Origin of the sequence: Stenotrophomonas sp. I18B00994, from assembly GCF_014145825.1 — a bacterium.
Lineage (GTDB): Bacteria > Pseudomonadota > Gammaproteobacteria > Xanthomonadales > Xanthomonadaceae > Stenotrophomonas > Stenotrophomonas maltophilia.
Genome location: NZ_JACIUW010000001.1, coordinates 160,669 through 180,935, shown reverse-complemented (window position 1 = coordinate 180,935; position 20,267 = coordinate 160,669). Strand labels below are relative to the sequence as shown.

Here is a 20,267-nt window from a genome sequence, read left to right as displayed (position 1 = left end):
GTAGGGGCTCAACGACCTACGCCCTGCACACGGAGCCCCGCCCATGACCTCCCCTTCCCGCCGCCTGCTGCCGACAGCGATCCTGCTGGTCCTGCCGTCGCTGGCCGCAGCCGCCGACGCGAGCGATGTCCTCATCCCCAAGCTTGCCTACACCGGCGAAGCCGCCGCCACGCTCGACGGCGGCAAGCGCAGCGGTACGGCGTATGCCGGCCAGCTGATGTTCGGTGCCGACGTGGACCTGGACGCTGCGTTTGGCTGGCGAGGCGCGACGATCAAGGCCTACGGCATCAATCGTCATGGCACCAACCTCGCCAACAGCAGCACGGGCAACAGCACCTCGGTGCAGGAAATCTTCGGTGGCCAGGGCACGCGCCTGGCCAACCTGACGCTGGAGCAGAAACTGCTGGACGACCGGCTGGTGCTGGAAGCCGGGCGCAGCGTCGCCAACATCCATCATCTTGGTTCGGAGCTGTGCCAGTACTTCCAGGGCAACTCGGCCTGCGGCAACCCGACCTATGTGTTCCGCACCAGCAGTTTCACATGGTGGCCGGTATCGAGCTGGATGGCCGATGCCACGGTTTGGGTGACGCCGGATGTCTACGTGCGCGTCGGCGCCTACCAGGTCGACCCGAGCCAGGCCGAAGATGGCCAGCACGGCCTGAAATGGAGCACGAACCAGGCCACCGGCTGGATCGTGCCCTACACGATCGGCTGGCGCAGCCCCGCGTCGGCGCGCTTGAAGGCCCGCTACGAACTGGGTGGCTGGCAGGACAACTCGACCTACCGCGACCCGCTGCGCGATGCCAACGGCATGCCGGCGCTGCTCAGTGGCCAGGAGTACGCGACACGTCATGGTCGCTCCGGTGCGTTCGCCCGCTTCGAGCAGCAGCTCAGCAGCGATGGCAGCGGCCGTGGCCTGACCCTTTTCGGCGCCGCGCTCAAGGGCACCTCCGGCCAGGTGATCGAGGATCACTTCCTTCAGGCCGGGCTGGTGCAGAAAGGTACGTTCGCCAGCCGACCGCAGGACAGCATCGCCTTCGTCGTGACGCAGCAGAAGTACAGCAGCATCGCGCTGGAAAACCTGCGCCTTGCCCGTGCCGCAGCGGGCGGCAGCGGCACCCCGCACGGGAGCCAGGTGATGATGGAGCTGAGCTATGGCATCCAGGTCACCCCCCAGCTTCGGGTCGCGCCGAACCTGCACTACATCGTGCATCCGGACCAGTTCAACGAACCCGCACGCCAGCGGGACCTGCCGAATGCGCTGATCGCCGGCCTGCGGGTCGATTGGAGTCTGTAGGAAAATCCGTTTTCGTCCACGCGATTGCCGCTCAACGGCTCATCAAGTCTCGAAGTGGGCTTTCAGCCAGTCGTCGACACCCTCCAGTTTCACGCCAATGCTGGCATTGAACGTCCCGTCCAGGCTCCAGGAGACGCCCCTGCCCTGGGCGAAGGCAGCACGGTACTTCCTGATCATGTTTGATGGGTCACTGGCAAGCTCCTCCATCAGCTGGGGAACGCTCCACACGATCAGCTTGAAGGGAGCACCGAACTTTTCCTCAAGGATGGCGGGCAGCTGCTCATAACGGACCGTGTCTCCCGCAAGATAGACGATCTCGTTTCGAAGGGGGGGCGAGTGGAAGACGATCTGTGCAGTCATTGCACCGATGTCCTCTGGTGTGGTCAGCGTAACCGCATTGGAGGCTGTGCCAAGTGCATTGACCTTTCTGCCGGGAAGATCGATGACGCCAAACTCCGGCTCGAAGAGGTAGCTGGTGAACATGCCGGTGGAAATGACCACCCAGTCCATTTCGGCCTGTGAGCGGAGATAGTCGCGTACATTCAGCTGGGCGTCGAAAAGATCCTGTGGCCCGCCGCGTCCGATGGCGTCAAAGTCGACCCCGAATTGCCAAGGGAAGTACCTGGTAATGCCCGACTTCACGGCGGCGCGCGCTACCTTCATGGGAGTGTCGCGGCCAGCGGCGTAGCCGGTGCAGCCGATGACCGTGTCATAACCGGAAAATAGATCAGCCAGCTCATCGACCGTGGCAGTGACCAGGTCGCCAGGAACGAGGGCCACTCCCAGCGAGCGGATCTGGTCAATGACCGTACGCTTGTCCGGTAGTGTGGATTCCATCGACGCAGGCCTCAGCATCACGCTGATGGTTGCGTCATGCACGACCGCGAGCTGGGCCAGGTTGCGGATGACGGGCATTCCGAGTTCGCCGGCACCCAGCACCAGGATTGAGCGGGAAACAATCGGGGGAGACATTGAAACCACCATCTGTGTGTACGATGGCGGCGATTCTGCGCCCCTCCCTAGTTGCCACGTAAGAAGGCACACCGATGATACCGACCGCACCGTTCATGAGCACCGATGAGCTTCTGCGACATTCACAATCGATATGCGACGGCATGAGCGCGGACGACGACGGTCTGCGCCGCGAGGTGCTCGCGCATGCCGGCAGCCGCTGGTCGCTGGGCATCATTCACGCCCTGGGGGTCTACGGAACACTGCGTCACGCCGATGTGGCGCGGCGGATGAAAGGAGTCACGCAGCGTATGCTGACGCGTACCCTGCGTCAGCTTGAAAGGGACGGACTGATCCATAGGCAGGATTTCCGTGAGGTTCCGCCGCGCGTGGAGTACACCATCACTCCGCTGGGCAGGGAGCTGCTGGTTCTTATGATCCCGATGTGGACCTGGGTAGTGGGACACGCCGAGGAATTCCGCCGCTGCAGGGAGAATTTCGACACGCATCAAGGCCCTCTCCCTGACTGACCCGGCCTGCATCCGGTGCATCCAGGCGCTCCCGCCAGCCGTATGTAGGATGCCCGCGCTGTGCGGGCATCCTATCGAGGAACGCACCGTGAACGCTCTTCAGCGCATCGCCGCCGCAGTCAGCTTCGCCGTACTCGTCTCAGCCGCTTCCGCCAGCTTCGCCGCAGATCCGGTAATGGTTGGCGGGGCCGAGATGTACCCGACCAGGACCATCGTTGAAAACGCCGTGAACTCCAGGGATCACACCACGCTGGTGGCAGCGGTCAAGGCCGCAGGCCTGGTCGAGACCCTCAATGGCGCCGGCCCCTTTACCGTCTTTGCGCCCACCAATGCCGCCTTCAACAAGCTTCCAGCAGGCACGGTCGATACACTGGTGAAGCCTGAAAACAAGGCGCAGCTCACCCGGATCCTCACCTACCACGTGGTCCCAGGACGGTTCAGTTCCGCCCAGCTCCTGGCCGATGCCAGGAAGCACGGTGGAAAAGCCACGCTGAAGACAGTGCAAGGCGAGCCGCTTACCGTGGCGCTCCACGACGGCAAGCTGTGGGTGATCGACGCCAAGGGTGGCAAAGCAGGCATCAGCATCGCCGACGTCAACCAATCCAACGGCGTCATCCACGTTGTCGATACCGTGCTGATGCCGAAGTAGTGGCGCGCCCTGCCAGACCCTGCCACTCCGGCCAGCAGCATGAAGCAGTGGACGAGGATCCGGGCGCAGGCCCGGCTCCTCCGTTCACTGAAGCGCCTGGGCCAGCGTGAGTACATCCGCCGGGAATGTCGCGTAGTCATCCAGTGGCGCGCGATGGCTGTCGCGTCGGTGGATGAGGCGCACGGCAACCACGCGCTGTTGCGGAACGATGACCAGGTGCTGGCCCAGGTAACCGTTGGCGGCGTAGGCAACGGTGGGGCCGCGTTGGATGTCGAACATGTCGGACAGCTTGAGTCCACGACCGGTGATCTCGCTGCCATAGTGCTGCGGCCAGTCCGCCCCAAGTCGCTCGGCCACGTACGCAATCAATGCGCTCTTGCTGTCGAATACCCTGCCCCCGGTGGCCAGCAATGCCTGCTGGACCGGAGCGCTGACCCCATGCCGCGCCAGGAAGTCGGCCATCTGGCCTTTCAGCTCATAACGCTCCCATGCTGGAATGCGCCACCAAAGAAGACCAACATCCTGGGAGCGGGCACTTGCTCCAGTCAGCAGCGCCACCGACCGCTCGCTCAGCACGCGCGTACCCGCCGGAGTCACGCCGCCATCAAGCAGCAGCTGCCCGATCTTCGCCAGATCGCGGGCAGTCAGCGACAATCCGGCCATGCCCAAGGGGGTGCCCGCACCGTCCTTCAACCAGGTATATCGGGCAATGCCCAGCGGTTTGAACAGGCGCTTCTCAACGTAGGCATCCATCGGTTCCCCTGCCAGACGCTCGACAATGCCGGGCAGCAGATTGGTAGCCTTGTTGTTGTACGAGAACGTGGTACCTGGATCGCTGCTCAGCTCTGCCGCCAGTGCGAGCTTGACCAGGTCCGGCGCAGCTTCCAGCTCTTCCCCCGCGTTGGCCACGTTCTGCAGGCCAGAGGTATGGTCCAGCAGCATGCGTACCGTGATGTCCCTTTTCCGCCCCTGCTTCCACTCCGCGAAGATGTTGCTTACCGGCTCGTCGACCGAGGCCAGTTTTCCGTCGTCCAGCAGTAGCATGATGGCCAGCGACACCACCGACTTGGTGGCCGACATGAGGTGAACCGGCTCCTCGCCGGTCTCTGGCTGTGGCTCCAGCAGTGTTTTTCCATCCTTCCAGACAAGCACCGCGTCGGAATGCGCGGCACGGGCGTTGCGTTCGATCGTCGCGACGGCGTCGGCCGTGGTGGTCGTGCTGGCCAGTGCAGGGAGGGCCAGCATCAAGGCCGCGAAGCTGGACAACCATCGTGCAGTTTTCATGGGCATCTCTTCCGGTGAATGCCTGTCCACATTGCCTACAGCTGTAGTCACGACCGAGTGCCTGAAGTCATGCCCGGCCACATGACAGCATCAGCACCACGCCCCCTGCATGGCCCCGTAGTCCGCCAGCGGATACGCGAAGCCGATGGCCCTTGCTGGCGCCCCGCTTTCTGATGGTTCCAATCCAGCCGTTGCAGTCGCAGGCAGGGCGCAACGCCGCTCGATTTCGTTTCGCATTGCAGCAAATGCGGCGTGCCAGGCAGCACTGCTGATCGCTCAACTGTCTGATTTCCCGAGCTTCTGGTCATCCATCGTTCATTCTGATTGACAGCGTTGTCAGGCCGCGCTTACAAGAGCCCACGTCCGGCGCGTGGCGCGGGAACGTCCAGACATCACTTATGGGGAGAGAGGGACCCTATGACCGGCCATTTCAGGAAGAGCACACTCGCACAGGCAGTACTTGCCACCATCGTCACCGCCACTGCAGCGCTGCCGGTCGCAGCGCAATCAGTCAAGGAAAGCAGCTCGACCGCCACCAGCGAGGCACGGGAGGCCTCAACGCTGGACGCCGTCATCGTCACTGTCGAACGCCGGGAACAGGACCTGCAGAAATATGCAGGTACCGCCCAGGCAATCTCCGCGGACGATACGCGTGCGCTGGGCATCAACAATGAGCTGCGCAACATCCAGGCCCTGGTGCCGGGTATGAGCATGGCCAACCAGGAAGGCAACCTGGAGATCTTCATCCGCGGCGTGGGCTCTTCGAACAACACCGAACTGGGTGATCCGGGCGCCGCGCCTCACATCAACGGGGCCTACATTGCACGACCGCGCGGTCTGGGCGGCATGTTCTACGATGTCGAGCGGGTGGAAATCAACAAGGGCCCGCAGGGCACGCTGCGCGGCCGCAATGCGCTGGCCGGCACGCTGAACATCATCACCAAGCGCCCCGACCTGGAAGCGTTCGGTGGGTATGTTCAGGCCGAGGCCGGCAATCGTGACCATCGCGGTGGCGAGTTCGCCCTGAATCTCCCGATCGGTGGTGGCGCGGCCTTCCGCGTGGCTGGCTACAAGGTGGAGAAGGACTCTCCGTTCAAGAATGCGGGGCGCGCGCAGGACCTGGAACCGGCTGGTGTGCAGGACGACCGGGGGGCACGCCTGTCGTTCCTCTACCAGCCGGATGACAAGTTGTCGATCTTCGCCATGGCCGACATCGGCAAGGAAGGCGGCACCGGCTATCCCGGTGCCAATGTCTACACTGCCGCGAAGGCCGGTTATCTGCCGGACGATGTCGATCTGCGCAAGATCATCTACCGCGGCGCGCAGGGCAAGCTGGACAGCACCAACTGGGGGGCGCAGACCAGCATCTCCTACGACTTCGGCAAGGTAGCGGTGGAATACAACGGCAGCTACCGCAACGTGGACTACCGCCAGACCAACGCGCAGAGTGAGGGCATCCTCTGGCCGAACCGCAACATCGATCCGGTATCGCCCAGCAACCCGGGTGGCATCGACTACGACAACTACTCCACCCAGTACTGGCTGACCGAGTCGGAGTCGCAGGTACATGAGCTGCGGTTCACGTCCGACCAGGACGAGCGGCTGCGCTGGACCACCGGCCTGTTCCACTTCAACGAGGACCAGCGGGTGGGCTACCTTTCGCTGGTGGACAAAGGGCGCTGGTACTCGGGCACTGAATTCACCATGCCCAAGGTCAATGGCAAGTCTTCCGCCGTGTTCGCCGATGGCACGTTCGACGTCAACGATCGCCTGCGCCTGAAGGGCGGCCTGCGCTACTCCGAGGAGAAGAAGTCGCGTTACGGCATCGGCGGCAACTGGTCGCTGGGCCTGCCTGGCCAGGGCGGGGACTTTGCCACGCGCCTCGGCACGCCCGGCTTCGAGCCCGCGTTCATGAGCCGTCCGAACTTTGATGTCAGCAACATCACCTCGCAGGCGGAGATGGCCCGCTTCCTGCTGCAGGGCGTGCTGCGACACGGTCGCAACGACACCTTGCTGCAGCAGATCGGCGCGGTGCCCGATGGCGGCCCATTCGGCTGCGTGGACCGTCCCGACATCGGTGGCGATACCGTCGATTGCCCGTACCAGAGCTGGGCCCAGGTCAGCGCGATTCCGGCCCAGCAGTTCGGCAAGAGCAAGTTCAGCTTTACCGACTGGCGCGCGGGTTTCGAGTACGACGTGAGCGACGACAGCCTGCTGTACGGCCTGGTGTCGACCGGCCACAAGGCGGGCGGCTTCAACGACACGTTTGATCCGAAGGAGATTCCCGAGACCTTCAAGCCCGAATCGATCATTGCCTACGAAATCGGCAGCAAGAACTCCTTCCAGATGCTGGGTCGCACCTCGACCTTCAACGTCAGCGGGTTCTATTACGACTACAGCGACCAGGTGTTCCAGGACCTGGCGGTGATCGCCACCAACCCGACCACCGGTGAAGCCACCGGCTATGCGCTGGTCAACCGCAACGTCGGCAAGTCCGCTGTGTACGGCCTGGAGGCGGAAAGCACCTTGCGACTCCCGCACAACTTCATGGTCAACATCAATGCACTCTGGATGGACAGTGAGATCAAGCGCGGCACCGTCGCCGATGTCCGCAGCCAGAACTACGACGCCGGTGGCGCCACTTCGTTGATCGACCTGTCCGGCAATGAACTGCCGCTGGCCTCGAAGCTCACCTTCAACGTGCGCCTGCAGCATACGACCGAGCTGCGCTTTGGCACCTTCGACTGGCAGTTGCTGGCCTCGTACCGCTCGGCCTTCTATCTCACCCAGTACAACAACCGGGACGTAGAGTTCATCCGACAGGATCCGGCCACTGGTGAGCTGGTCCATGACCGTACCGAAAGTGCCGCTGCGGCCGGCTTCCCTGACCGCCAGAAGGGCGAGACCACCTTGAACGCGGGCATTGGCTTCACCTCACTGAGCGGCAACTGGCGGGTGGAAGCCTGGGGCAACAATCTGCTGGGCAACGACGTCTCGCAGAAGGCCCTGGTGGGTTCCGGCATCAACGTCCGCTTCCTGAACGATCCGCGCAGCTACGGCCTGCGCCTGCGTTACCAGTTCTGAGCAACGCAGCCTTGAAGGAGGGCCGGTTTCGCCGGCCCTCCGTGCGCAATCACCACGTCCCGCCCTGTGCGACAACGCACGGGGCGTCGCCCTGCCCGCGATGACACGAGAATCATGAAACACACAACCCGCTGGTCGCAGTTCGGTGTACTCATCACCGTCTTCTTCTTCTGGGGCTTCGTTGCCGCAAGCAACGGCATCCTCATTCCGGTGTTCAAGAAGGCGTTCCATCTCAGCCAGGCGCAGAGCATGTACGTGGCGATGGCTTTCTACGTTGCCTACACCGCCGGTTCGCTGATCTACATCGCCGTCTCCCGCGCCATCGGCAGCGACCTGCTGCACAGGGTGGGCTACCGCAACGGCATCTGCCTTGGCCTGCTGGTCTCGGCACTGGGTGCCCTGCTCTTCTATCCCGCGGCCAACACCGGCTCGTTTGCACTGATGCTGTCCGGCCTGTTCATCGTTGGCCTGGGCTTCTCGCTCCAGCAGATCGCAGCCAATACGCTGGCGGTGATCATGGGTGATCCGGCCACCGGATCGCAGCGCCTGACCATGGCCGGCGGTGTCAACAACCTGGGCGCGACGGTAGGCCCACTGCTGGTGAGCATTGCCATCTTTGGCAGCGTGTCAGCGGGCAACACAGAGGCGAGCATCGAGAGCGTAAAGATCCCATACCTGGTGCTGGGCGCCGCCTTCGTACTGGTAGCCGTGCTGCTGCGGCTCTCGAGCGTGCCCAATCATGTCGAGCTGTCCGCGACGGTCCCCGCAGGTGCAACCGGGGCAGATCACCAGACAGATCGCAGATCTGCGCTCGCTTACCCGCAGCTGGTCATGGGCATGATCGCGATCTTCCTTTACGTCGGCGTGGAGGTATCGACCATCGACAATCTTCCAGCCTACCTTGAGCAGCCCTTGAGCAAGGGTGGACTGGGGCTGGAAACCTCGGTGATCGCCCCGTTCGTGTCGTTGTACTGGGCCAGCCTGATGATCGGCCGCTGGGGTGGTGCCGCAGGCGCGTTCGATGTGCGCGCAGGCACCCGGAAGCTGTTGATGCTGGTGTTGCCGTTCGTCGCGTTCGCCATCTACCTTGCCGTCAACGCGATCTCTGGCCACAACTCCGCACAGTTCCTGCACTACGCGCCGGTGATCGTCCTGATGATCATTGCCACCCTGGCCAGCAGGGGCAATCCGTCGCGCATGCTGCTGTACTTTGCCGTGTGTGGCATTGCGGCGCAGCTGGTCGGCATGTTCACCACCGGCATGACCAGTGTGATCGCCTTCATCAGTGTCGGGCTGTTCTGCAGCACGATGTGGCCCTGCATCTTTACCCTGGCCATCAGCGGCCTGGGCCGCCATACCAACCAGGCAAGCAGCCTGCTGATCATGATGATCATGGGCGGCGGCATCGTCAGTTGGGCGCAGGGTGCGCTTGCCGACAAGGTCGGCGTGCACTACAGCTTCATCATTGGCGTGCTGTGTTTCTGTTATCTGGCGTTCTACGCCTGGGCGGCCGGCCGTACACTTCGTCGCCAGGGTGTTGATCTGGAGCGATTGGCAACCGAAGCGGGCCACTGAGCTGAACCGCGCCCCTGCCCTGCCAGCGCGGCGTCCCGATCGCGCCGGCAGGCCGTTGGACCGCGTTCAATCGTGACGGACCGGCCCCGTGGATCGCCGGACCTGCAGGGCGTAGTCAATATCGACCACGCCACCGCTGCCGAGCTCGCGCACTTCCTTGATAAGCTCCATGGCCGCCCGCCGGCCCATCTCTCGGGTGGGCTGGCAGACCGTGGTCAACGCCGGATAGATCTGGCGGGCGATCGGCGTGTCATCGAAACCACAGACCGAGATGTCGCCCGGCACCGAAAGGCCGTGCTCGAACACCGCGCAGATGACCCCGGCCGCCATATCGTCGTTGGCAGCGAAGATGGCAGTCGGCCGATCAGGCCGATCAAGCAGTGCGTTGGCGCCGATGTAGCCGGATTCGTATGAGAACTCACCTTCCAGCACCAGGCTGGGGTCGTAGCGCAGGCCTGCCCTGCGCAGGCCTTCGCGATAGCCTGCCAGGCGCCACATGCTTGCGCCATGCGCGGCGTGTCCCTTGATATGGGCGATGCGGGTATGGCCCAGCGAGGCCAGGTGTGCGATCAGCGCCACCACCGCGCCGATTTCATCCACGACGACGCCCACGTTCCGGTTCTGTTCCTTCGCCGAAATGCTGGAGTACGGAATGCCCAGGTCGACCAGGCGTTCCAGCAGGGCCGTGTCGTCGGTCAGGGGCGGCGTCAGCACCACGCCGTCGAGCTGCGACTGCATGATCAATGACTCGACCTTTTCCACGATATCGGCCGCGTCGTAGATCAGCGGAGCGAGCATCAGGTTGTAGTGCTGTTCCATGCAGGCATCCAGCACCCCCATCTCGATCTCCATCAGATAGTTCGAGGACGGATTATCGAAGAGCATCGCGATCAGGTAGGAACGCCGGCCGGCGAGGACCCGTGCAGAGGGCAAGGGACGGTAACGCAGCTTTTCCACTGCCGCGTCCACCCGGGCCCGGGTGCTCTTGGAGACGTTCGGCTCGTTGTTGAGCACCCGCGAGACGGTCTTCATCGAGACCCCGGCCGTTGCCGCGACATCCTCGATCCGCACGCGTCCCGGCCTGCCTGCGAGCACCTGCTCAGGTCCCGGCATCCCCCGCCCTCTGCCCGTCATAGCCTCACCATCTCTACCGAAATCCTGCACCACGGGATGTGGATGCAGATGCAACTTTATCCTCAAAACCCATGCCGCTGTGCAGCAAGCATTCGTTCCGCCGGCTGGGTATGCTCGGTTCCGACTGACAACGCTGTCAGGTTGCTTTCTGGTCGCCGAGCCCATCCAAGCCACCCTTCCGAGATGATTGTTCCGATGAACGTCCGTCATTCCGATCGTGCGAAGCGCAACCCCGTTCTACGTCCACACCGCCTGCTGCTGGCTGCATCGCTTGCCATGGCGCTGGTGCCTGCGACCGGTGCGGCCCCTGCCCCGGTGAACGACGCAGGTACCATCACTCCCGCGCACTGGCCCAAGGCAACCTGGCCGCTGGCCAACGATCCGGCCATGGAACGACGCATCGACGCGCTGATCGCATCAATGACGCTGGAAGAAAAGGTCGGCCAGATCGTGCAGGGCGATATCGCCAGCATCACGCCCGACGACGTGCGCAGATATCGATTGGGTTCAATACTGGCGGGCGGCGCATCCGACCCAGGTGGCCGCTACAACGCAAAACCCGCCGAATGGCTTGCGCTGGCCGACGCGTTCTGGGAAGCCTCGATGGACACGCGCAACGGTGGCAAGGCCATTCCCATCGTCTGGGGCATTGATGCGATGCATGGCCAGAGCAATGTGGTGGGTGCCACTCTGTTCCCGCACAACATCGGCCTGGGCGCAGCGCGCAACCCGGAACTGCTGCGCGAGATCGCAAGGATCACCGCTGCCGAAACCCGTGTGACCGGCATGGAATGGACCTTCGCGCCGACCGTGGCCGTTCCGCAGGACGACCGCTGGGGGCGCACGTACGAAGGCTACTCGGAAGATCCGGCATTGGTGGCCAGCTATGCAGGGGCATTCGTCGAAGGCCTGCAGGGCAAGGCCGGCGCGGCCGACTTCCTCGACGACCACCACGTGATGACCACGGTCAAGCATTTTCTCGGCGATGGCGGCACGGGCAACGGCAAGGACCAGGGCAACACCACGGTCAGCGAGGCAGAACTGCGCGACATCCATGCCGCCGGATACCTGCCTGCGATCAATGCGGGCGCGCAGTCGGTGATGGCGTCCTTCAACAGCTTCCATGGCGAGAAGATGCATGGGCACAAGCCGTTGTTGACCGATGTGCTGAAGGGTCGGATGGGCTTCGGCGGCTTCGTGGTCGGTGACTGGAACGGCCATGGCCAGATCAAGGGCTGCAGCAACACCGATTGCGCGAAGACCTATGTTGCCGGCCTGGACATGGCGATGGCGCCGGACAGCTGGAAAGGCATGTACGAAAGCACGCTGGCCCACGTGAAGGACGGCAGCCTGCCGGAGGCGCGGCTGGACGATGCCGTTCGCCGCATTCTGCGGGCGAAGATGCGCATGGGCCTGTTCGACAAACCCAAGCCGTCCGAGCGCGCATTGGGCGGCAGATTCGAGCTGCTCGGGGCGCCGGCGCATCGCCAGGTGGCGCGGCAGGCCGTGCGTGAATCGCTGGTGCTGCTCAAGAACCAGAACCAGCTGCTGCCGCTCCGGCCGAAACAACGGGTGCTGGTTGCGGGCGATGCCGCGAACGACATGAGCCGTCAGGCGGGCGGCTGGACGCTCAGCTGGCAGGGCGATGGCACGCGTCGGGAGGACTTCCCGAATGCTGAGACGATCTGGGAAGGCCTGGGGGCACAGGTCAGGTCCGGCGGCGGCCAAGCCGAACTGGCGGTCGATGGCCGTTATCGCAACCGGCCCGATGTGGCCATCGTGGTGTTCGGCGAAGATCCGTATGCCGAATTCCAGGGCGACTTGCCCAACCTGATGTTCAAGAACGGCAAGTCCGGAGACCTGGAGCTGATGCGACGCCTGAAGGCAGACGGCATTCCGGTCGTGGGGGTGTTCCTGAGCGGGCGCCCGTTGTGGCTGAACCGCGAAATCAACGCCGCCGATGCCTTCGTGGCCGCATGGCTGCCGGGATCGGAAGGTGGGGGCGTGGCCGATGTGCTGCTGCGTGGGGCCGATGGGCGCGTGCAACACGACTTCCGCGGAAAGCTGAGCTACTCCTGGCCACGCCGCGCCAACCAGTACCAGAACAACGTGGGGCAGAAGGACTACGACCCGCAGTTCGCCTTCGGATACGGCCTGACCTATGCCGACAAGGGAAATCTGCCTGCGCTTTCCGAGGACCCGGGCATTGATCCGGACGCCGCCGGTAGCGGTACCCTGTTCGATCGTGGTGTGGCCGGCACTGGGCTGATGCTTCGCCTGACTGCCGCCAATGGCGAATCGACCGATGTCGTGCACCCCAATGCAACGACTGCCGACCAGTCACTGGCGATGGTCGCAATCAACACCGATGTGCAGGAGGGCGCACGCCGGTTCAGTTTCCGGGCGCCGGCCACGGTGGCGTTGCAGGCCAATACTCCGCTGGACTGGTCGCGCGAGACCAACGGCGAGCTGTCCTTGGTAGCGACCATGCGTGTCGAGCAGCTCCCGGCGGAATCCGCAGTGACACTCGGTACCGCCTGCGGGGCGGCATGTGCTGCCGAGGTTGCGCTGGGCCCCGCGCTGTCGGCGGCGCCGCGCAATGAGTGGGTCAGGCTGGGCGTTCCCCTCAAGTGCCTGGCCAACGCCGGTGCGGACATGAGCCGCTTGAACGTGCCGTTTGCGCTGCGCGCCGGAAAGGGCACAACGCTTGCGATCACCTCGGTCGAACTGGGCACCGAGTTCGATCGCAAGGTGGAGTGTGCGTCGCAGTAGGCGCGGTGTTGAATGCCCTGGTGCGGCCGTCACGTAACGTGCCGCGCCAGGGCCTTTGCTGGGCAGCCGGCACGGTATGATGCCGCAACCCCGGCACTTGCACTGATCGCAGCGGGCGCCTGCACGCCGATCACATGCGCCGGAGAACCGGCGACGCGGTCGATGGACGGCACCGCGCACGCCCCCTACCCCATGCTCGCTTCCCATTCTTCCCTCATCATCTGGATGGCGGTGGCCGTTGCCACTGTCGGCCTGCTGTTCCGTCCGTTCCGCATTCCGGAGTATGTGTGGGCGCTCGGTGCGGCCGCGCTGCTTCCGCTCAGCGGCACTGTGACGTTCGGCACTACCTGGCACGCAGTCGCCGAGGGCCGCGATGTCTACCTGTTCCTGGTCGGCATGATGGTGCTGGCCGAGCTCGCACGCCGCGAAGGGCTGTTCGACTGGCTGGCGTTGTACGCGGTGCGGCACGCGGGCGGATCCGGGCGACGCCTGTTCGACCTGGTGTTCCTGGTCGGCACGCTGGTAACGGTGTTTCTTTCCAATGATGCGACAGCCGTGGTGCTGACGCCGGCGGTCTACGCGGCCTGCAAGGCGGCCCGGGCCAATCCCCTGCCGTACCTGTTCGTCTGTGCCTTCATCGCCAACGCGGCCAGCTTCGTGTTGCCCATCTCCAACCCGGCCAATCTCGTGGTGTACGGCCAGCACATGCCGCCGCTGCTGCAGTGGCTGGCGCAGTTCGCGCTGCCCTCGCTGGCGGCGATCGGTGCGACCTATCTTGTGCTGCGCTGGGTGCACCGTCGCGAAATCGCACAGCCGCTGGTGGCCGCGCCGGCGCATCGCCCGTTGACCGACGGCGGCCGACTGAGCGCACTGGGCGTGCTGTTCACCGGCACGGTGCTGCTGGTTACGTCCGCCTTGAACGGGCCGCTGGGCCTGACCACCTTCTGCGCGGGCACGCTGAGCGTGGTGGCGCTGGCGATCCGCCAGCGACGCAGCCCGCTGCCGCTGCTACGCCACGTATCCTGGGGGGTGCTGCCGCTGGTGGCGGGGCTGTTCGTGCTGGTGGAAGCGGTGGCGCAGACCGGTGTCATCCAGACTGCGGCCAGCGCGCTGCAGGCGCTGGCGAAAACGTCGCCGCACCACGCCAGCTGGCTGGCCGGCGGCGCCGCTGCACTGCTGAGCAATGTGGCCAACAATCTGCCGGTCGGCCTGGCGGCTGGTTCGTTGGGGCAGATGGCCGACCTGCCGGCGCAGACCCGTGCCGCATTGCTGGTCGGCGTGGATCTGGGCCCGAACCTGTCGGTGACCGGCTCGTTGGCCACGATGCTGTGGCTGATGGCGTTGCGTCGCGAAGGCGAGCATGTCAGCGCGCTCGACTTCCTGCGCGTCGGCGCGCTGGTGATGCCACCTGCACTCATCGCAGCGTTGTTGCTGCTGTGACCAGAGTGCAGGCGGCGCCCCTGCCCTAGAAGACCAGCTGCAGGCGGGTATTGAAGGTGGTGCCTTCATCCCTGCCCATTGCACTGCCGCTGCGGTGACGGGTCTTCCAGCGCACGGCTTCGAACATCACGCGACTGAAATCGTTGAGGTACCAGTTCGCGCCCAGGGTCCACGCGTTACCGGTACCGCCACTGGGCAGCTCGGCATAGTCCACGTCTTCATAGCGGCCCTTCAGCTCCCAGGCACCGCCGCCGCCGCGCGTCACCGGATCGGCGACCTTCACCTTCCCCCAGGTACCGGCCTTGCCCGAGTACGACGGCAGCGCCCCCGCCAGGAACCAGCCGGCAGAAATCGCCCACGCCGCGTGGTCGCGATCGTAGCGACCGCCGGCATCGGCCCCGCGCAGGCTTCGCGTACCCCACTCGCCCGTTGCCCACGCCGGGCCGAAGAAGCCGGCCAGTTCGGCACCGTAGGCGGTGCTGCGCTCGGCGCCCAGCAGCGTGCCCGGCGTGATCCTGACCAGATCGTTGAAATGCCCCGCGATGGCCGAACTGCGCACCACGCCGCTGGCCCCGGCGGGAATCTTCTCGTGGAACGCCCATGCGCCCAGATGCAACGTGGCACCAGCGGTGTCCAGTGGATTCCAGTGCACGCGCGTGGCCCAGGTCTGGCTGTCGTTGTCGGTGCCGGCGTTGTTGAGATCGTTGCCGGCCACAGACAGGCTGGCGTGCCAGCCCTTTCCGTACACCCGCTCGGTCAGCCCGACACCGAACAGGCCGCGCTGCGGCAGCATCAACGTGCCGACCACGTTGCGTTCCTGGAACGGCGTGTTGGAGGTGCTGCTGGAGCCATCGATACCGCGATCGTTCAAGCGGTTGCCGATCGTGAGATCGGCGGGCAGGCCGAACAGGGTGTGGTCCAGCGTGGCGTAGACCGACTTCCAGGCCACCGCGTTGTCGGCGAAGTCACCCTCCACCACCCAGCCCAGTGTGCCGTAGCGTCCCTCGGCCCCCAGGCGCACCGAACGGACCTCGGTGCCCGAAACGTTGCGATCACCGACCGCCGAACCGTCCGTACTGGAGGCATCGACGAACAGGCGGCCGCGGGGACGGAACACCGTCGTGCCGTCGGCGCTGCTGAACTCGGGTGCGCCCTTGGCCCAGGAGACCTTGGGCTGCCTGGACTGGCCGGATTCCAGTGCGGCCACCCGCGTTTCCAGCGCGGGTGCGGGCGCGGGCGGCGCGGATAGTGCGGCCGCGGTGCCCTGCCCGCCCTCGACGGCGCGGAGGCGCGCTTCCAATTGCTGGATCTGCAGTGCCTGCTGCTGCACCAGGCGTGACAGCTCGGCCTGGCTCAGTGGCGTGGGCGGGGATGAAACAGACTGGGCGTCGGCGTGGCCACTGGCCAACAGCAGGCCGAGCGCGACCGGCAGCGCTGCCAGCGGCAGCACGGTGGAAGGGTTCATGGACTCTCTCTCCGGCCAGCCGGCCCCCTGGCCCGGCGCTGGCCTGTTGCGGTGGTGCGGGGGAAGATCGGGGGAGGAAGCTCGCGCCGCCGGATCGGACCGGCGGCGCGGCAGGCGGGCTCAGCCCGGCCCGGTCAGCTGGTGGCCTGTGCCTGGGCGTTGGGACGCCAGGTGATCAGCTTGTTCTCGACCACGTCCAGCAGGGCGTCGATGACCAGCACGAAGGCGGCCAGGATGATGATGCCGGCGAACACACCCACGGCATTGAAGTTGCCCTCGGCCTGCGCGATCAGGTAACCCAGGCCCGCCGAAGCGCCGAGGTACTCGCCGATGATCGCGCCGACCACGGCAAAGCCGACCGAGGTGCGCAGCGAGGACAGGATCCAGCTCGCCGCTGCCGGGAAGTAGACATGGCGCAGCAGATCGCTGCGGCTTGCGCCCAGGATGCGGGCATTGGCCAGCACCACCGGATTCACCTCGCGCACGCCCTGCATGGCGTTGAAGAACGTGGTGAAGAACACCAGCGTGACCGCCAGCGCCACCTTCGACCACAGGCCCAGCCCCAGCCACAACACGAAAATCGGCGCCAGCACTACGCGCGGAATCGCGTTGAAGCCTTTGATGAAGGGATCGAGGATGCGCGCCGAACGGCGGCTCAGGCCCAGCCAGACACCGCCAGCCACGCCCAGGCCGGTGCCGATGATGTAGCCCAGCGCGGTTTCAGTAAGGGTGATGTAGACATGCTGGTAGAACGAGGTATCGGACAACCAGGTCCAGGCCTGCTGCACGATGGCCGTCGGCGAAGGGAAGAAGAACGGATCGATCACGCCCAGCGCGATACCGCCTTCCCAGCCGCCGAACACGGCGACCACCAGCGCGAGCTGGATGAATTTGTCAGTCTTGGCGTGCATAGCTCTTCTCCACTTCGCCGCGCAGGCAGGCCCAGATGTCGCGGTACAGGTCGGTGAAACGGTCATCCAGCTTGATCTCGGCCACATTGCGCGGCCGTTCCAGATCCACGTCGAAACTGCGCACCACGCGGCTCGCCGGGCCGGAGGACAGCACCACCACGCGGTCACCCAGCGCGATTGCTTCTTCCAGGTCATGGGTAATCAGGATCACCGAGCGGCGATCCTCCTGCCACAGGCGCAGCAGCTCGTTCTGCATCAGGTGGCGGGTGTGGATGTCCAGCGCCGAGAACGGCTCGTCCATCAGGATCACCTTCGGCTCGACGATCAGCGCCTGCGCCATCTGCACACGCTTGCGCTGGCCACCGGACAATTGGTGCGGATAGCGATGCTCGAAACCGGCCAGGCCGACCTTGGCCAGCCACGCGTTGGCTTTGGCCTTGCGTTCGGCTTCGGGCACGCCGCGGAAGCGCAGGCCCAGCTCGACGTTCTGGAAAGCTGTCTTCCACGGCAGCAGGGCGTCCTGCTGGAACAGGTAGCCGACCGACTCCTGCACGCCGCTGACCGTGCGGCCATCGATGGCCACGTCGCCCGAGGATGGCTTCAGCAGGCCCGCCACGGAATTGAGGATGGTGCTCTTGCCGCACCCGGTGGGCCCAACGATGGCGAGGAACTCGCCGTCACCTACCTGGATGTCGACATCGCGAACGGCGGTGAACTCGCCGAAGGACATGGTCACCTTGTTGATGGCGACCATGGTCTGTGCAGGCTCCAGCTGCGGTGCGCCGTTGAGTTGGCGCACGGTGGCATTGAGGGCCATGGGGTTACCTCCGCTTACGGTTGGGCAGCCGGCGCCGCAGCGTTGGCACGCTCGACGAAGGCATTGGTGTAGGTCCTGGACAGATCGATGTTGGCCTTGGCCACATCCGTATTGAACTCACGCAGCACCTTCAACGGCGTCTCCAGGTCGGCCGGGGTGAAGCGTCCATCGCGGGTGAATATCGCGCGGGCGTTCTCCACCGCGCGGGCATAGGTGGCGCGGTCGCCGGAGACATAGCTGTCCGGCAGCGCGGCAACGATCTCCTCGGCACTGTTGTCGGCGATGAACTTCAACGCCATCTGCTCGGCACGGGCGATCTTCTCGGCCGCTTCGGGGCGCTTGTCCAGGAAGCTCTGGTTGGCATACATCACCGAGGTCGGGTACAGCCCGCCATAGACCTGGCGGGCGCCTTCGTCGCTGCGCGCGTCGAGGATGATCTTCCCGACCTTGCGCTCGGTGATCAGGGTTGCAGCCGGATCGTAGTTGACCAGCAGGTCGATCTTGCCCTGCTCGAGCGCGGCGACTGCAGCAGCGCCGGAGCCGACGCCGATCAGCGAAATGCTGTCGGCCGGAATATCGTGCTGCGCCAGGAAGTGGCGGACGAAGAAGTCGGACGAGGAGCCCGGGGCCGTGATGCCGACCTTCTGGCCCTTGATGGACTCCGGTCGCGCAGGATCAAACGTGGCATCTTCGCGCCCCGCCATCACCAGGCCGGAATTGCGCGAGAGCAGCACGAAGGCCACCACGTCCTTGCCCTTGGCCTGCATCTGGATGGTGTGGTCGTAGAAACCGACCGCCACGTCGGTGGAATTCGCCACCAGGGCCTGCAGCACCTTCGAGCCACCCTGGGCGAAGTTCTCGGTTTTTACGTCCAGGCCGACGTCCTTGAAGTAGCCCTTGGCATCGGCAATGAAGAACGGAAGGTTGTTGAGGTTGTAGGAGCCGACGCTGATGCGCACGGGTGCATCGTCACCGGTGCCGGTGGATGCGCCATCGGGGCGCCCGCTGTTGCTGCAACCGGCCGCGGCCAGACCGGCCGCGCACAGCGCGGCCATGAAGAACTGCTTGTACATCATCCCTCCCAGGAGTGAAGCATCTACGTTGTAATGGCTGGCATGCGCGTCTGCGCCGGCCCTGCCGGGTTCAGATCATGCCGCTGACGTCCATTGGCGGGCTTGGGTGGAACTGGCCATGGCAGGCACTGGCGTTGTCGCAAACACGCGACCTTCGAACAGTCGGCGTGCGGTGCGGACCACGCTGGCAATCACCGGTGCGTCATCCGAGCTGCGACTGAGGCCCACCTGCAGGTCCCCGCTCGGATGTTCGAGGGTAATGCTGCCGGGAACGGACAGGCATCCGACCAAAGTGTGGGCCAGCGTGCCCGGTGTGACGGCGGCGGTAGCCAGGCCGACCGCACCGGTGATCGCCAGTGCGGTGTGGCATTGGTGCGGCATGAAGTAACGCACCTGCAGATCGCCGCCGTGTTGCGGCGCCGACAGCAGCACCGGCTTGGGAATGACCTTGTTGCCGGCGTCGGCGATGCCCATGCGGGCACCTGCCTCGATGCGCAGCGCTTCCAGCCGGCGCATGAACGCCGCGTCCGCGTTCAGTTCGGCGGGCGAAGCATCACCACGCACGCCCAGGTCTTCGGCACGCACCAGCATCATCGGCATGGCGCAGTCCACCAGGCTGACGGGCATGCCGTTGATGCTTTCCTGCGCGTGGCCGCTGGGCAGCAGCTTGCCGGTGCGGGCGCCTGCGGCATCGAGGAAGGAAAGCCTGACCGGCGCGGCCGAGCCCGGTGCGCCGGCAATGCGCGTATCACCGCGGTAGACCACATGGCCGCCCGGCGTTTCCACCGTGGCGATGATCAGCTTGCCGGTGTTGACGTTGTGGATGCGCACCTCGGTCTGCGGATCCTGAGCCTGCACCAGCCCCCGCTCGATGGCATACGGGCCCACCGCCGCCAGCATGTTGCCGCAGTTGGGGGATGTGTCCACCACCTGCTGCTCCACCCGTACCTGGGCGAACAGATAGTCCACGTCGGCGTCTGCCCGGCTGGATCGGTCGATGATGGCCACCTTGCTGGTCAGCGCGTTGCCGCCACCGATGCCATCGATCTGCAGCGGATGGCCCGACCCCATTACTTCCACCAGCAGGCGATCGCGTTCAGCAATGTCCGCCGGAAGATCGCTGGCCAGGAAGAACGGGCCCTTGGATGTACCACCGCGCATGAGTACGCAGGGAATGCTGAGCAGATCGTTGGACATACGTGTGCTAGATTGATGCGTATAGGGGATGAATGACCCCTCTGTGATTCGATACTGGCATGACCCCAATTGATCTGTGAATTGCTGA

15 protein-coding genes are annotated in these 20,267 nt (G+C 64.8%); 7 read left to right on the top strand and 8 right to left on the bottom strand.

Annotation, left to right across the window (positions count from 1 at the left end; genetic code table 11):
- Positions 1-43: 43 nt before the first annotated feature.
- Positions 44-1,297, top strand: coding sequence for a carbohydrate porin (locus tag H4O10_RS00825; protein WP_012480302.1), 1,254 nt, complete (start codon positions 44-46; stop codon positions 1,295-1,297).
- A gap of 42 nt (positions 1,298-1,339) precedes the next feature.
- Here H4O10_RS00825 and H4O10_RS00820 read toward each other — a convergent pair whose 3' ends face one another.
- The gene (locus H4O10_RS00820) at positions 1,340-2,269 is read right to left on the bottom strand and encodes an aromatic alcohol reductase (protein WP_099596130.1); all 930 of its coding nucleotides are present in this window, start codon (positions 2,267-2,269) and stop codon (positions 1,340-1,342) included.
- Positions 2,270-2,364: 95 nt separating this feature from the next.
- Here H4O10_RS00820 and H4O10_RS00815 point away from each other — a divergent pair, with 95 nt between their 5' ends.
- Complete coding sequence (locus H4O10_RS00815) at positions 2,365-2,778, top strand: helix-turn-helix domain-containing protein (RefSeq protein WP_044571374.1); 414 nt, start codon at positions 2,365-2,367, stop codon at positions 2,776-2,778.
- Between the two features lie 88 nt (positions 2,779-2,866).
- Complete coding sequence (locus tag H4O10_RS00810) at positions 2,867-3,427, top strand: fasciclin domain-containing protein (RefSeq protein ID WP_033834308.1); 561 nt, start codon at positions 2,867-2,869, stop codon at positions 3,425-3,427.
- Between the two features lie 84 nt (positions 3,428-3,511).
- On the opposite strand, the gene H4O10_RS00805 is transcribed toward H4O10_RS00810, so the two are convergent.
- On the bottom strand, positions 3,512-4,672 hold the full coding sequence (locus H4O10_RS00805) for a serine hydrolase domain-containing protein (protein ID WP_044570231.1): 1,161 nt from the start codon (positions 4,670-4,672) through the stop codon (positions 3,512-3,514).
- A gap of 456 nt (positions 4,673-5,128) precedes the next feature.
- On the opposite strand from H4O10_RS00805, the gene H4O10_RS00800 reads away from it, so the two are divergent.
- Together H4O10_RS00800 and H4O10_RS00795 are read left to right on the top strand one after the other, a co-directional pair.
- A complete protein-coding gene (locus H4O10_RS00800) occupies positions 5,129-7,795 on the top strand; it encodes a TonB-dependent receptor (protein WP_012480307.1) in 2,667 nt (888 codons plus the stop codon).
- A gap of 66 nt (positions 7,796-7,861) precedes the next feature.
- On the top strand, positions 7,862-9,370 hold the full coding sequence (locus H4O10_RS00795; protein WP_111108932.1) for an MFS transporter: 1,509 nt from the start codon (positions 7,862-7,864) through the stop codon (positions 9,368-9,370).
- 66 nt (positions 9,371-9,436) lie between these two features.
- On the opposite strand, the gene H4O10_RS00790 is transcribed toward H4O10_RS00795, so the two are convergent.
- Complete coding sequence (locus tag H4O10_RS00790) at positions 9,437-10,483, bottom strand: LacI family DNA-binding transcriptional regulator (protein ID WP_005409722.1); 1,047 nt, start codon at positions 10,481-10,483, stop codon at positions 9,437-9,439.
- 216 nt (positions 10,484-10,699) lie between these two features.
- Here H4O10_RS00790 and H4O10_RS00785 point away from each other — a divergent pair, with 216 nt between their 5' ends.
- The gene (locus H4O10_RS00785) at positions 10,700-13,276 is read left to right on the top strand and encodes a glycoside hydrolase family 3 protein (RefSeq protein ID WP_080047701.1); all 2,577 of its coding nucleotides are present in this window, start codon (positions 10,700-10,702) and stop codon (positions 13,274-13,276) included.
- A 192-nt stretch (positions 13,277-13,468) separates the two neighbouring features.
- Entirely contained in the window at positions 13,469-14,716 is a 1,248-nt protein-coding gene (locus H4O10_RS00780) for an arsenic transporter (RefSeq protein ID WP_044571381.1), read from the top strand.
- Positions 14,717-14,741: 25 nt separating this feature from the next.
- Here H4O10_RS00780 and H4O10_RS00775 read toward each other — a convergent pair whose 3' ends face one another.
- The 5 genes from H4O10_RS00775 to H4O10_RS00755 all read right to left on the bottom strand — a co-directional run bounded on the left by H4O10_RS00775 (position 14,742) and on the right by H4O10_RS00755 (position 20,179).
- Positions 14,742-16,181, bottom strand: coding sequence for a porin (locus H4O10_RS00775; RefSeq protein WP_012480311.1), 1,440 nt, complete (start codon positions 16,179-16,181; stop codon positions 14,742-14,744).
- A gap of 134 nt (positions 16,182-16,315) precedes the next feature.
- Complete coding sequence (locus tag H4O10_RS00770; RefSeq protein ID WP_005409726.1) at positions 16,316-17,092, bottom strand: ABC transporter permease; 777 nt, start codon at positions 17,090-17,092, stop codon at positions 16,316-16,318.
- Positions 17,076-17,909, bottom strand: coding sequence for an ABC transporter ATP-binding protein (locus tag H4O10_RS00765; RefSeq protein ID WP_005413494.1), 834 nt, complete (start codon positions 17,907-17,909; stop codon positions 17,076-17,078). The genes H4O10_RS00770 and H4O10_RS00765 overlap by 17 nt, the downstream gene beginning before the upstream one ends.
- Before the next feature lie 14 nt (positions 17,910-17,923).
- Positions 17,924-18,982, bottom strand: coding sequence for an ABC transporter substrate-binding protein (locus H4O10_RS00760; RefSeq protein WP_044571384.1), 1,059 nt, complete (start codon positions 18,980-18,982; stop codon positions 17,924-17,926).
- A gap of 75 nt (positions 18,983-19,057) precedes the next feature.
- Positions 19,058-20,179 (bottom strand): 4-oxalomesaconate tautomerase, encoded by a 1,122-nt coding sequence (locus tag H4O10_RS00755; RefSeq protein WP_012480314.1) that lies wholly within the window; start codon positions 20,177-20,179, stop codon positions 19,058-19,060.
- Positions 20,180-20,267: the final 88 nt, after the last annotated feature.

Excerpts from the sequence above, each read along its gene's own strand:
- H4O10_RS00825 (WP_012480302.1), top strand. The coding sequence starts at position 44 with ATGACCTCCCCTTCCCGCCGCCTGCTGCCGACAGCGATCCTGCTGGTC.
- H4O10_RS00820 (WP_099596130.1), bottom strand. The coding sequence starts at position 2,269 with ATGTCTCCCCCGATTGTTTCCCGCTCAATCCTGGTGCTGGGTGCCGGC.
- H4O10_RS00815 (WP_044571374.1), top strand. The coding sequence starts at position 2,365 with ATGAGCACCGATGAGCTTCTGCGACATTCACAATCGATATGCGACGGC.
- H4O10_RS00805 (WP_044570231.1), bottom strand. The coding sequence starts at position 4,672 with ATGCTGGCCCTCCCTGCACTGGCCAGCACGACCACCACGGCCGACGCC.
- H4O10_RS00800 (WP_012480307.1), top strand. The coding sequence starts at position 5,129 with ATGACCGGCCATTTCAGGAAGAGCACACTCGCACAGGCAGTACTTGCC.
- H4O10_RS00790 (WP_005409722.1), bottom strand. The coding sequence starts at position 10,483 with ATGCCGGGACCTGAGCAGGTGCTCGCAGGCAGGCCGGGACGCGTGCGG.
- H4O10_RS00785 (WP_080047701.1), top strand. The coding sequence starts at position 10,700 with ATGAACGTCCGTCATTCCGATCGTGCGAAGCGCAACCCCGTTCTACGT.
- H4O10_RS00780 (WP_044571381.1), top strand. The coding sequence starts at position 13,469 with ATGCTCGCTTCCCATTCTTCCCTCATCATCTGGATGGCGGTGGCCGTT.
- H4O10_RS00775 (WP_012480311.1), bottom strand. The coding sequence starts at position 16,181 with ATGAACCCTTCCACCGTGCTGCCGCTGGCAGCGCTGCCGGTCGCGCTC.
- H4O10_RS00770 (WP_005409726.1), bottom strand. The coding sequence starts at position 17,092 with ATGCACGCCAAGACTGACAAATTCATCCAGCTCGCGCTGGTGGTCGCC.
- H4O10_RS00765 (WP_005413494.1), bottom strand. The coding sequence starts at position 17,909 with ATGGCCCTCAATGCCACCGTGCGCCAACTCAACGGCGCACCGCAGCTG.
- H4O10_RS00760 (WP_044571384.1), bottom strand. The coding sequence starts at position 18,982 with ATGTACAAGCAGTTCTTCATGGCCGCGCTGTGCGCGGCCGGTCTGGCC.
- H4O10_RS00755 (WP_012480314.1), bottom strand. The coding sequence starts at position 20,179 with ATGTCCAACGATCTGCTCAGCATTCCCTGCGTACTCATGCGCGGTGGT.